The following is a 12,828-nucleotide window of genomic DNA, read 5'->3' on the forward strand; positions in this document are numbered from 1 at the left end:
GTAAGATAATTGACTATCCATTGAAAAACACTTAAACAATGAACTTTAACAATTATACAATAAAATCTCAAGAAGCCATACAACGCGCCCAACAAATTGCGCAAGAATATGGTCAACAAAGCATAGAAAACGAACACGTATTTAAAGCAATTACCGAAGTTGATGAAAACGTGCTGCCTTTTCTATTAAAAAAGCTGAATGTTAACAATAACATTCTAGAGCAAGCCTTAACCAAACAAATAGAAAGTTTTCCTAAAGTTTCTGGTGGCGAAATCATGGCATCCAGAACCTTAGGATCAACTTTAAACGACGCATCCAGCATTGCTAAAAAAATGAACGATGAGTATGTTTCAATCGAACACCTAATCATTGCCATTTTTAAATCGAACAGCAAAATAGCACAGATGCTAAAAGACCAAGGCGTTACCGAAAAAGCTTTAACAGCTGCGATTGAAGAATTGCGCAAAGGCGATCGCGTAACCTCTCAAAGTCAGGAAGAAACTTACAATGCGCTAAACAAATACGCTAAAAATTTAAATGAATTAGCGCAAACAGGAAAATTAGATCCCGTAATTGGTCGCGACGAAGAAATAAGACGTATTCTACAAATTTTATCGCGCCGCACCAAAAACAACCCTATTTTAGTAGGTGAACCCGGTACCGGTAAAACCGCCATTGCCGAAGGTTTAGCCCACCGTATTGTAGACGGCGACGTGCCCGAAAATTTAAAAGACAAGCAAATTTATGCTTTAGATATGGGGGCTCTTATTGCAGGCGCTAAATATAAAGGGGAATTTGAAGAGCGTTTAAAATCGGTAATTAAAGAAGTAACGACTAGCGAAGGTGATATTGTATTATTTATAGACGAAATCCACACACTTGTGGGCGCTGGTGGCGGTCAAGGCGCTATGGATGCGGCCAATATCTTAAAACCTGCATTAGCTCGCGGCGAACTCAGATCTATTGGTGCAACCACATTGGATGAATATCAAAAATATTTTGAAAAAGACAAAGCTTTAGAACGTCGTTTTCAAAAAGTAATGGTAGACGAACCCGATACCGAAAGTGCCATTTCCATCCTGCGCGGTATTAAAGAAAAGTACGAAACACACCATAAAGTTCGCATAAAAGACGAAGCGATTATTGGTGCTGTAGAACTATCGGAACGTTATATTACCAACCGATTTTTACCAGACAAGGCGATAGATTTAATGGATGAAGCGGCCTCTAAACTTCGTATGGAAATCAATTCGAAACCAGAAGAATTGGATGTTTTAGACCGAAAAATCATGCAGTTGGAAATCGAAATTGAAGCCATAAAACGCGAAAAAGACGATGTAAAATTAAAAAGCTTACAAGCCGATTTAGCTAATTTGAAAGAAGAGCGCAACGACATCAACGCCAAATGGAAGAGCGAAAAAGAAGTTGTAGACAACATACAAACCGCTAAACTGGATATCGAAAACTTTAAATTAGAAGCCGAACGCGCCGAACGCGAAGGCGATTACGGTAAAGTTGCCGAAATCCGTTACGGAAAAATTAAAGATGCTCAAGAGCGTTTGGATAGCTTACAAAAAGAATTGCAGGAAAATCAAACTGGCCATTCGTTAATTAAAGAGGAAGTAACCTACGACGATATTGCCGAGGTGGTTGCTAAATGGACAGGGATTCCGGTTACCAAAATGCTTCAAAGCGAGCGCGACAAATTATTGCATCTGGAAGACGAACTACACAAACGTGTGGTTGGTCAAGAAGAAGCTATCGCCGCCGTAAGTGATGCGGTAAGACGTAGCCGTGCAGGCCTTCAAAATCCAGAAAAACCAATCGGAACCTTCCTGTTTTTAGGAACAACCGGTGTTGGTAAAACCGAGCTTGCTAAAGCTTTGGCAGAGTATCTTTTTGATGATGAAAACGCCATGACTAGAATTGATATGAGCGAATATCAAGAACGTCACGCTGTAAGCCGCTTGGTTGGTGCACCTCCAGGATATGTGGGTTACGATGAAGGCGGGCAATTAACCGAAGCTGTTCGAAGAAAACCATATTCAGTGGTGCTTTTAGATGAAATTGAAAAAGCACATCCAGATACGTTCAACATCTTATTGCAAGTTTTGGACGAAGGTCGCTTAACCGACAATAAAGGACGTGTAGCCGATTTTAAAAATACGATAATTATTATGACCTCTAACATGGGAAGTCAAATAATACAAGAACGTTTCGAGGCTACAAAAGATATTGACAGTGCCATTGAAACCGCTAAATTAGATGTATTGGCTCTATTAAAACAATCGGTAAGGCCTGAATTTTTAAACCGTATAGACGATACAATTATGTTTACGCCTTTAAGTAAAGATAACATTACAGATATTGTAGAATTACAATTAAAAAGCGTCTCTAAAATGATTGCCCAACAAGGCATTACTTTTGATGCTACACCTGAAGCCGTTCAGTATTTAGCAGACAAGGGGTACAATCCAGAATACGGCGCAAGACCTGTTAAACGTGTTATCCAAAAAGAAGTGCTTAATGAACTGAGTAAAGAAATACTCTCCGGAAAAGTTACAACAGATAGCATTATACTGTTAGACGCCTTTGATGATCGTTTAGTATTTAGAAATCAAGATCATTTGGTTCCCGAAGAATAATTAAAAAAAGAATTATAAAAAACAGTTAAAACCAGTGCTAGTGTATATTTACATTACCACTGGTTTTATTGGTTTACACACTTTTTATCAACAATAAAAATCAATTTACACAAAGACACAACACATCAGTTTAACACTTAAACTTTACCAATGTATTATAATGCTTACTTTTAGTGATAATTCTTTGTTGTCGCTATACTGACCGCGATTCAACATCTCATGTTGTTTATAAATCTCTACGTTATGATGAGAACCTGAAACAAGTTCTGGGTAACGAGCAATTTTATGATTTATAACCGATATTTATTAAATTAAACTTGTTTACACTTAAAACAAATGCCTACCGATAAAAATTGCATGTCGTGCACTTCATAATTTTCGAGCTCTGGGACTTCTAGCTTAACAGGTAAACACTCGACTTGATTACAAATTTTACATTGAAAATGTAAGTGGTTATGCAGCGAATGACTTTGCAAACAGCTAGATGTACATAAGGCATAATGCGCCTTCCCTGCTGTATCTGTTACAAAATGAACTTTTCCAGCAGCCACAAACCGATCTAACATGCGGTAAATTGTAGTTTTATTTACAGAAACGTCTATAGTATTAATTATATCATCTGCAGTTAAAGTCTTTTTAGATCTTTGCAACAATTCTAAAACCGCTTCTTGCGCTTTGGTATTTCTTACAACAGCCATTTTATTCTCTAAACCTATTACAATTCTATACATGCAAAAGTAATAAAACTATTTGGCTTAAAATTACAGCAATTCTGCATATCCGATTTAACAAAAAAAACAAACACAACTTTGTTGCATTTAAAAAATACTTTATATTTGTCGGCTTAATACAAACATCTTTTGTTTAAACACGATTGAATACTCCATTAAAACATAGCATAAACTTAGCATTATTAATCTTGCTTTTTGTATCAAACATAGCAGGACTGCATGCTTTAACTCATGTTTTTGAGGATGGTCATGATGAAAACGATAATAATTTAATTGAATGTGTTATATGCGATCTAGCTTTAACACAACAATCTACACCAAGTCTTAAACCTAATTTCGACGACCTAGAGATTAAGACTTCTATTGCAAATTATTCAGAAAAGAATCCTATTTCTTTCTACCAAACCATGCGCCTTAACACTCAAATAAAGGACGTTCATTTTGGCAGACCCCCGCCGCATTGTTAATACCTCTGCTACAATTTTTGCAAGTGCAGCTTTTTAAACATCGAACTGGTGGCATTATATCATTGGTTTTGGCTATGCGTTAAACCAATTTGTATTCTACAAACACGGTTTAAGGCAAAAAGAGCTTCACAATTAAACAGTTCCGGTAAAATAATTACCCCTAACACGCGTATTCATAATTTATGAGACACCTATTTTTGGTGGTTTTCTCACTTTTAGTATATCCAACGATTTACGCCCAATCTACCGTTTGTGTAACGGGAACGGTTGTAAACGAACAAAATACTAAAGGTATAGAGAATGTAACCATTTTAATAAACGGCAGATACACAACTACCGACATCTATGGTCAGTTTGAATTACATGTTGAAAAAGCGAAACATTATAACTTGCAAGCATCGCATGTCAGTTATATTTCCAAGCAACGTGTTCTAAATAATTCAGATGTAACTAATGTTGTAATAGCTTTAAAAGAAGCAATCAATTCACTGGCAGAAGTAAACATTAATGGCAAATCTGAGCAAAGAAAACTGAAAGAATCCCCTTTGGTGAGCCAATCTGTATCGAAAACATTTTTAGAAACTAATCGCGAGAACAGTTTAATGCAAACCTTAAAAAAAATACCTGGCGTAAGCACTATAAATATTGGTTCTGGACAATCTAAACCTGTTATTAGAGGCCTAGGTTTTAACCGAGTTGTAGTCGTGCAAAACGGCATTAAACATGAAGCCCAACAGTGGGGTGGCGATCATGGTCTTGAGATAGACCAATATGGTATAGAAAACATTAAAATAGTAAAAGGTCCAGCCTCTTTACTTTATGGTTCCGATGCCATTGCGGGCGTGGTAGACATTCAGCCGGCAAACGTTCCTAAACGAAATTCTTTTAGCGGAGAAGTTAACCTTCTAGGCGAAACCAATAACGATTTATTTGGTGTTTCTGCAGGCATAGCATCTAGAAAAAACCATTGGTTTTACCGTGGCAGATTAACCTACAGAGACTACGCCGATTATAAAGTGCCAACAGATAGAATTAGTTACGACAATTATATCTTCGAGCTTTACGATAATAATTTAAGAAATACGGCTGGGCAGGAAGCCAATGCTAGTTTTAGTTTAGGGTATAAGTCTAATGGCATTACTTCTGAAACGTTTATAAGTAATGTGAATGGTAAAAACGGATTTTTCGCCAATGCACATGGTTTAGAGGTTCGTACTTCCGATATAGATTACGACGCATCTAGTCGCGATATCGATTTACCGTACCATACTGTAAATCATTTTAAACTCACTAATAATACGTCTATTAACACCCAAAACCATGATGTGTTTATTGAGTTAGGATATCAAAACAATTATAGAGAAGAACATTCTGAGCCTGTTCCGCATGGTTATATGCCTAAACCAGATAATTCTAAAGAACGTGAGTTTAACAAAAACACGTATGCCCTTAATATTAAAGATGCAATGTCTTTAATATCCAATCATGATATTGTTGCTGGTTTAAACCTAGAATATCAAGATAATAATATTGGGGGCTGGGGGTTTCTTATCCCAGAATACAACAGGTTTACGGTAGGCGGATTTGCTTACGACCAGATAGCGATTACCGACAATTTTAACCTTCAGGCTGGCTTACGTTACGACTGGGGGCTTATTAACACAAAATCGTACTACGATTGGTATCCTTCAACCATTAACAATCCGGACGGATCTACCTCTTATGTATACTTACAACGTGCCCAAGACAAAACACTAAATTTTGGAAGTTTTAGCGGTTCGGTTGGTCTTAGCTACATAGCTAATAACACGACCTACAAATTCAATGTAGGTAAAAGTTTCAGGATGCCTTTAGCAAACGAGTTAGCTTCCGATGGCGTTAACTACCATATGTATAGGTACGAGCGAGGAAACTTAAATTTAGACCCAGAATCGTCCTATCAAGCCGATTTTGAAATTAATCACGACGCAGAAAAGTTCAGTTTTGGCGTTAGTCCTTTTATTAATTTTTTCGATAATTACATTTACTTAAACCCCACCTCCAATTATTACGAAACCTTACAAATTTACGAATACACACAAGCAGAAGTTTTTCGTTTTGGTGGCGAAATTAAAGCCAGTACCACGCTGTTTAAAAAATTAAACTTAGCAGCTTCGGCAGAATATGTATATGCCAGACAAACCAGTGGCCCTAAAAAGGGATTTACTCTACCTTTTTCTCCGCCTTTATCTGGGGTAGTCTCTGCAAATTACACATTCAACTCGTTTTCTTGGTTTGAAAACCCCGAAGTTATGTTGGATTTTATTGTTACTGCTGCACAAAATGAAATTGTGCCACCAGAAGAAATCACAGCTGGCTATCAAGTTTTAAACGTTTCGTTTCTTTCAAAATTAAAACTATCTAACCGTTTAAAACCATTAGCCCTGCGTATAAAATTAAACAACGTATTTAATACCAAGTATTATAACCATACTAGCTTTTACCGTTTAATAGATGTGCCAGAACCCGGCCGAAACCTATCGCTATCGTTAACAATACCTTTTTAATTTATAATAATCAATACTTAATAATCAAAATCAAAAATCATGAAATTAAACATTATGAAATCAAATTTAAAATTCTTAGCACTAATAGCTTCTATTGGATTTTTTCTAAATTCTTGTAGTAGCGACGACGACAACTCAACTTTCGACGCACCCGTAATTTCCAATTTTGAATACGGCGAAGGTAGCGAACACTCTACAGAACAGGTTGGCTATAAAGGCTCGGACCTACACGTAGAAGCCGAAATTTTTGCTGAAGCTACGGTTAGCAGTATCACTTTAGAAATCCATTCCCATGACGTAACACCTGCAGAAGGTGAAGTCGCTTGGGATTTTGAACACGTGTATACAGACAGTAAGTATTTAGTGATGAACCCAACGTTTCACGAACATATAGACATCCCTAGCAATATTCCTGCTGGAGAATATCATATAGAACTTATTGTAACCGACGAGAATGGAAACAGTACTGAAGTAGATGGACACCTTGAAATTTTGTCTCCTATCACACTTAGCGAAATCTCTATAGACGAAACAGTTGTAAGGGGAAGCGATATGCATGCAGAATTCATGATTCATGCTGTATATGGCATTCATAATATTACTGTAGATATTCATGCTCACGATTTAACAATAGGTGAAGGTGAAGAAGAATGGGACTTTGAAGCAGTTTATGAAGAAGGTTTTCACGGAAAAACCGAGGCGGAATTTCACAAACATATCGATGTTCCTGCAACAGCACCAGCCGGAGAATATCATGCAACTTTTACCGTTGAAGATGAAGAAGGCAACACCTTTGAATACGAAACACATATAGACGTAACAAAGGCTTAATAAACAATGAGACTGTCTAAAAAGTTACTTTTTCGTCAATCTGAATTTATTTAACTTCGTTGAATCTTCGATTTCAGATTCTCATAATTATTAAATTTCAATATGATGAGATTCTGTGTCACCTGCCTGCCAGGAGCACAGAATGACGTACAGTTAAACTTTTTAGACAGCCTCTTTCTAAAATTATTGCATTATGAAACTGATTAAAAACACACTTTATTTTCTATGTATTGCACTAAGTATAATTTCGTGCTCTACAGACGATGAAACCGAAAAAGACTTAGAAAAACCTACTATTACCATTAATTACGATGGCGGTTTCCCGCAAGCTTGCGAACAGTTAAAAAAAGGACAGACATATGTCTTTAAGGCTAGGGTAACCGATAATTTAGCTTTAGCATCTTACAGCCTAGATTTACACCATAATTTCGATCACCATACGCATGACGACCAAAATGTACCTTGCGAATTAGGCCCTAAAAAAGAAGCCGTAAATCAATTTATTTATATGGAAAACTTTAGTATTGATGGTGACTTACAAACGTATGAAATAGCTGTACAAGTTACGATTCCTAATGATGTAGATACAGGGGATTACCATTGCGCCTATTCTGTAACCGATGTTACAGGTTGGCAATCCAGAACTTCAATAGATATCAAAATTATTGAATAAAACACCCCAAATTAAAAAAGTAATGAACTCAAAAATTAAAAACCTATTATTAAGCATACCCGTATTATGCTTTGTATTTACCTCTTGTAGTAAAAATGATGATATTACCGAAGAACCAAAACCAGAGCCTACAATTTCTAATATAGAGGTCGGCCTACATAATAACGAAATTGGAGTTGTTGGCGAAGATTTCCACTTTAATGCAGAAGTTTTAGCGGGAGACTTATTAGATAATGTTACCATAAATTTAGTACAAAAAAGCGAAGAAACCTATACGGAAGAATGGACTTTTGAGATTGTGTTTACCGAAAGAATCACAGGTTTAAAAAACGCGACACTTCATAGACATTTTGATATCCCTGCCGAAGCCCCCAAAGGAACGTATGATTTTGTTATTACCGTAAAAGACCAAAACGGAACAAGTATAGAAGAAATTAGAAATATTAACTTAATCGATGCCTCCGATTACCCTGAAGTAAATCCACATGTAAGTGTGTTTGGCATAGACAAAATAGATGTAGATGGAAAATCAGGTTTTAATAACTTTTACAATAATGACGCCTTTAAAAACCCCGATGCAGCCTTTTTTAACAAAGATGAATCCATCTGGTCTGCATTACAAATAGGCAGTATTAAAGGCGATGGTATTATGTATGGTTTATTAATTAAAAAGAGCCACAACCATAAACCGGAAAACATCGAACAAATCGATTTTTCTAAAGCTATTGTTACAGAAGTTGTTGAGCACACTGGCGAAGAAGAAGTTTTTACACTAAAAAATAATCGAGATACCGGACACTGGAATTACGGTCTTGCTCTTAAAATAGGTGCTCTAGAAGACAATAATCTTCTTGAAACAAATGCTATAAACTGGGAAAATGGCACGTATTACTATGGTGTTGTATATACCAATATTACATACAACAGAAGCATTTTTAAGTATATAGAATTTGAAATAAAAGGGTTTTAAAAAAACAGGGATTAGTTCTCTAAGCAAAAAAAGAATCGATGGTCGCGACCATCGATTCTTTTTTTGTTAAATAGTACCTGCCTACAAACAGGTTTTAAATTATTTACACCTATAAAATGTGTTCAATATTTCGTTAATCCATCCAAAAGGGTTGAACCTTGTTTTTGAAAATGCGAAACCGCACTTTCTCCATGAGCTCCAAGCATGTAATTGGTAGTTAATACTTTTCCTAAACTATTTTTTTCAAAAGATTTTAACTGTTGTATTCTCTCGCTTTGCGATTCCTGATGAAACTGATTATTTTCCATAGCAATTTTAATTTAGTATAAAATTAAATATTTACAGGCACGAAATTACACCAAATCCTTTAATTATTAACTCGAACAAACAGAACTAACACTTTAATAATACAGCACTTAAAAAGTAATATTAACATAACTATAAACTCTATATTTAATTACAAATGAGTTTAAATTTATATGGATTTATAATTGAAGAAAATGAAACTTTTCTCAATTTACAGTTGGCACTCCCTATAAATTATTATCCTAAAAACTTGATGAGACACAAAGCAAATTCGGTATATTCAAAATCTGAATCCACGGCACGAAACAAACAATTACAACAAGATAAACTACAGCACACAAAACTTAAAATAAATTAAAATTTTGTTAAAAAACACCGTCTTAAATACTACACGAAACAAAGTGACGTTTTAATATTAAGGTTGGTTAGTTAAAAAGCAACGCGAGTCGATTTTCTTCAGATGAGCGTTGCTTTTTTGTTTTGGTTATTATTGTAGTTTTAAAACTAAAACATAACATACAATGTGGTAACAATTTTCCCTTGGTTCCCTTCTAGCGAGATAGATAATAAGTCTTTACAGGCTTTAACCTTGGTAAGAAACGGCGCAGCCAAAATAGCTACGCCACTATGCTTTTTTAACCGAATACCCTGCCCCGAAATAATATCGATATTAGGCACAAAATCTGCTTCGGGTATATGCTCGGTAAGTAATACATATTTGTATTTTTTTAGTTTTATTAGCACATTTTCGATTTCAGCGTTCGATAAATGCTGTAGCACTTGCCTTACAATTGCGCAATCTGCTTTTGGCAACTCATCTTTCGATATATCTAAATGCTTAAACTCCAGTTTTTCGTTTTTAAACAACGTCATGTTACGGCCAATCAAATCTGGAACAATATCTACAGCCACATATTTTCTGGTAAAAGGCAACAATTGTTTGCCAACATTAAAATCTCCACATCCCAAATCGCACACCGAAAGCAATGGCTTAAAACCCGATAAAAAATTGGATACAGCTTGAATATAAGGCGCTACCAGATTTATATTATGAGAACCATCTCCCGAATAGAATTCGGTGGGATTGCCGCCCCAAAGGTTCCGCTCGTAAACTTGAGACATAGCAGCCTGGGTTGGCCACGGCTGTTTTATTTTTTTAGACATTACAACAAATTTCAGCGCTTATACAAACATAATTAAATTACAGTCCTTCAACTGTATTTATGGTTTGTAATTTATAAACAAAGCCCCCTTCGTGGTTTATCCCATTTACTATTAACTGTATGTTTTTATGTTGCCCTTTGTATACCTTTAACTGTACTTTACGGTTTGGTTTAATACTTACATTTGGTTTCCAATCTAAAGCTTCGTAATACATTCTAGATTGCAAATCATTAAATTGCATGGCTCGAGCCACAAACGTATCGCTAGCTGCTTCAAACCCAAAATCGACCACACTCTCTTTAACAATTGGTGGGGTAATACTATCGGCGTTCCCCCCTCTTTTTGTTGTAATTTCTAATACACCATTACTCCCTCTAAAACCATAGCCAGCACCATTGGGATTTATTTTTATATCTTCAATCATATTCATACGCATTTTATACAATACATCATTATCTACGACAACACCGTCAAACACAATTAAAGCATTTGAATTACCTAATAATGTATTTGAACGCGATCTTCTAAAAAACACTCTAACCAAATCAACACCTTCTACCGTTTCAATTGGAACATCGCTAGCAACTACACTAGGCTGCTTATGCAAAAAGTCTATTATAGTCATATTCAACTCATCCAAAGCATCTATTTCTAATTCTTCTGCAAAACCTCCGCTCAAACTAGGCATTCTTACCCGTACATCTTTTTTCTCTTCCTTTTCTTTTGCTTTCCCGTATAAATTCACGGCTTCTAATTGCTCGACATCTTGCAAAGTTATTACAGAAGCCATATCGTAGGTATTGGACTGTTCTGATTTTTCCGATTTCACCTCTTCATACTTTCTAGGCGTATAATCTAATACCTGATCGGACTTATACCCCAAATACGGTTTATACACATAAAACACGGCTTTCTGCGGCTCTCCCTTCTCGTTAATTAAAGCCAAACTGTATTTAGAATCCTTTTGCATGATTAAATTAGAAAACTCAAATGTTTTATCCGATTTCATATCGACCACCTCTAAAATCGCGTTTTCACTAGAAGAAAACATAATTTTATACGTTTCGTTTTCGTTTAGCGTTGCATTTACCGCTCCTGAAATGTTAATCCCCGATTCCGACTGAAAAACGGGAGGGGTTGACTTATACGGATTAATCGTTGTTTTTCTGGAAAATAATTGCGCGACAAGATCCAGTGCTTCTGAGTTTAGTGTATTGCTTTGAAGCCCCGGTGGTTGATTTTCAAGATAAGGCTGAAGCAGAAACGCATCATCTATCTGGCTTGGATAAGGATTTAAACGGCTACCTACAGGAAGTACAGACACGCTAACATTGGTTAGCGATAAACTTTTAGGTAAACTTAAAGACACCTGTACACTATCATCTTCAATGGTTTGCTGTGCTATTTTCAAATCGATACTAGGAGTTGTTTGCGCATAAAAATGACGCTCTGCAATCGGGCGGTTTTTACTATCGAAAATACTTAAGGTATTAACTCCATTAAAACAGGAATCGGCGCTTAATGGCAACACGTATTTTGTATACTGTTTTTTAATGGCCACGGGAACTACATAACGTACGCCATGGTTTCTGTGCACTACAGCATAAAGGGTTTTACCATGGTATTGCACTGCCAAATCTTTAGATAACAGAACGGTAAAATCTGTATCGTTTTTTTGCTTTATTTCATTTTTCTGAATTACGATTCCAGAAGCATTCGCTCGTGGCAAATCAATTTCCAGCACCGTATTATCGTAAGCCACTTCGGCTTTATAAGTATGCCCTGGTTGATACACTAAACTTACCGCCCCTAAACCCAAACTATTACTTGTAGCCCTGGCAATGCCCTGCCCCGAAGTATTATCGATTACAGTTAGGGTTGACGCCTCTGGAACCACCCCATTATCGAATTTAAAAGTAAAATTCAATGTATTTTTCACCCCGTCCAAGACTGTACCGCTCTCTGGATAAAACACCAATTTTGGCTCGGTTTCATTGCTTTCTAATTGGGGTTCTGGCTGCTTCATTTCGGTATCGGAAGTTAAATTAACAATCTGTATTTCATCAACATAGGGCTTATTAAAATTGTTGTTCCATTGTGTATTTACACTTAAAAAATAAGTTCCAGATTCCAACGCTTCCGATAGCGAAAAATCGCCATAGGCAACACCTTCCTTACTAAAAAACAAACCTTCCTGTACCAGATTCTTATCGGCGTCGTACAATGCCACATGCAAATTATTGGTTTCTGGCAAGGGTTTATTACTAAAATCGCTTACCACATAAGCCTGCCACCAAAGCTTTTCGCCCGAAAAATAAAGAGACTTATTGGTGTGTAAGAAAAATTTTTCTGTCGTGTAGTTATTAAAATAGTGCTCATTCTCGTAATTAGAATTGCGATCCGCCTTGATTTCTTGAGAAATCCCTTGATACGAGAGAAGCATAACCACGGCCACGATCCCTCTTACTGAAAGTTCCTTTTTTATATGCATAAAC

10 protein-coding genes are annotated in these 12,828 nt (G+C 36.2%); 6 read left to right on the top strand and 4 right to left on the bottom strand.

Going from position 1 to position 12,828, the window contains the following annotated elements; genetic code table 11:
• The first annotated feature begins 38 nt into the window (after positions 1-38).
• Positions 39-2,645 (top strand): ATP-dependent chaperone ClpB, encoded by a 2,607-nt coding sequence (gene clpB / locus ACR9EA_RS11320; RefSeq protein ID WP_435132980.1) that lies wholly within the window; start codon positions 39-41, stop codon positions 2,643-2,645.
• A 311-nt stretch (positions 2,646-2,956) separates the two neighbouring features.
• Here the strand turns inward: clpB and ACR9EA_RS11325 are convergent, their stop codons facing one another.
• Positions 2,957-3,376, bottom strand: a complete 420-nt coding sequence (locus tag ACR9EA_RS11325; RefSeq protein WP_435132982.1) for a Fur family transcriptional regulator — start codon at positions 3,374-3,376, stop codon at positions 2,957-2,959.
• A gap of 188 nt (positions 3,377-3,564) precedes the next feature.
• Here ACR9EA_RS11325 and ACR9EA_RS11330 point away from each other — a divergent pair, with 188 nt between their 5' ends.
• From ACR9EA_RS11330 to ACR9EA_RS11350, 5 genes are all read left to right on the top strand, one after another.
• Positions 3,565-3,843: a hypothetical protein gene (locus ACR9EA_RS11330; RefSeq protein ID WP_435132984.1), complete on the top strand. Its 279-nt coding sequence runs from the start codon at positions 3,565-3,567 to the stop codon at positions 3,841-3,843.
• Between the two features lie 182 nt (positions 3,844-4,025).
• A complete protein-coding gene (locus ACR9EA_RS11335) occupies positions 4,026-6,389 on the top strand; it encodes a TonB-dependent receptor (protein ID WP_435132987.1) in 2,364 nt (787 codons plus the stop codon).
• A 39-nt stretch (positions 6,390-6,428) separates the two neighbouring features.
• Complete coding sequence (locus ACR9EA_RS11340; protein WP_435132989.1) at positions 6,429-7,220, top strand: DUF4625 domain-containing protein; 792 nt, start codon at positions 6,429-6,431, stop codon at positions 7,218-7,220.
• A 193-nt stretch (positions 7,221-7,413) separates the two neighbouring features.
• Complete coding sequence (locus tag ACR9EA_RS11345; RefSeq protein ID WP_435132991.1) at positions 7,414-7,893, top strand: DUF4625 domain-containing protein; 480 nt, start codon at positions 7,414-7,416, stop codon at positions 7,891-7,893.
• Between the two features lie 22 nt (positions 7,894-7,915).
• Complete coding sequence (locus ACR9EA_RS11350) at positions 7,916-8,863, top strand: DUF4625 domain-containing protein (protein ID WP_435132994.1); 948 nt, start codon at positions 7,916-7,918, stop codon at positions 8,861-8,863.
• Between the two features lie 122 nt (positions 8,864-8,985).
• Here ACR9EA_RS11350 and ACR9EA_RS11355 read toward each other — a convergent pair whose 3' ends face one another.
• The 3 genes from ACR9EA_RS11355 to ACR9EA_RS11365 form a co-directional block, all read right to left on the bottom strand.
• Positions 8,986-9,171, bottom strand: a complete 186-nt coding sequence (locus ACR9EA_RS11355; RefSeq protein WP_435132996.1) for a hypothetical protein — start codon at positions 9,169-9,171, stop codon at positions 8,986-8,988.
• A 502-nt stretch (positions 9,172-9,673) separates the two neighbouring features.
• Entirely contained in the window at positions 9,674-10,333 is a 660-nt protein-coding gene (locus tag ACR9EA_RS11360; protein WP_435132999.1) for a class I SAM-dependent methyltransferase, read from the bottom strand.
• A 37-nt stretch (positions 10,334-10,370) separates the two neighbouring features.
• Positions 10,371-12,824 carry a hypothetical protein gene (locus ACR9EA_RS11365; RefSeq protein ID WP_435133001.1) on the bottom strand — a complete coding sequence of 818 codons (2,454 nt, stop codon included), beginning with the start codon at positions 12,822-12,824 and terminating at the stop codon, positions 10,371-10,373.
• Positions 12,825-12,828 lie beyond the last annotated feature (4 nt).

It is taken from the genome of Formosa sp. A9 (genome assembly GCF_051200825.1).
Lineage (GTDB): Bacteria > Bacteroidota > Bacteroidia > Flavobacteriales > Flavobacteriaceae > Formosa.

What these genes read in the sequence shown, in the direction of transcription:
- ACR9EA_RS11350 (WP_435132994.1), top strand. Translation starts at nt 7,916, where the DNA reads ATGAACTCAAAAATTAAAAACCTATTATTAAGCATACCCGTATTATGC.
- ACR9EA_RS11335 (WP_435132987.1), top strand. Translation starts at nt 4,026, where the DNA reads ATGAGACACCTATTTTTGGTGGTTTTCTCACTTTTAGTATATCCAACG.
- ACR9EA_RS11325 (WP_435132982.1), bottom strand. Translation starts at nt 3,376, where the DNA reads ATGTATAGAATTGTAATAGGTTTAGAGAATAAAATGGCTGTTGTAAGA.
- ACR9EA_RS11365 (WP_435133001.1), bottom strand. Translation starts at nt 12,824, where the DNA reads ATGCATATAAAAAAGGAACTTTCAGTAAGAGGGATCGTGGCCGTGGTT.
- ACR9EA_RS11345 (WP_435132991.1), top strand. Translation starts at nt 7,414, where the DNA reads ATGAAACTGATTAAAAACACACTTTATTTTCTATGTATTGCACTAAGT.
- ACR9EA_RS11360 (WP_435132999.1), bottom strand. Translation starts at nt 10,333, where the DNA reads ATGTCTAAAAAAATAAAACAGCCGTGGCCAACCCAGGCTGCTATGTCT.
- clpB (WP_435132980.1), top strand. Translation starts at nt 39, where the DNA reads ATGAACTTTAACAATTATACAATAAAATCTCAAGAAGCCATACAACGC.
- ACR9EA_RS11355 (WP_435132996.1), bottom strand. Translation starts at nt 9,171, where the DNA reads ATGGAAAATAATCAGTTTCATCAGGAATCGCAAAGCGAGAGAATACAA.
- ACR9EA_RS11340 (WP_435132989.1), top strand. Translation starts at nt 6,429, where the DNA reads ATGAAATTAAACATTATGAAATCAAATTTAAAATTCTTAGCACTAATA.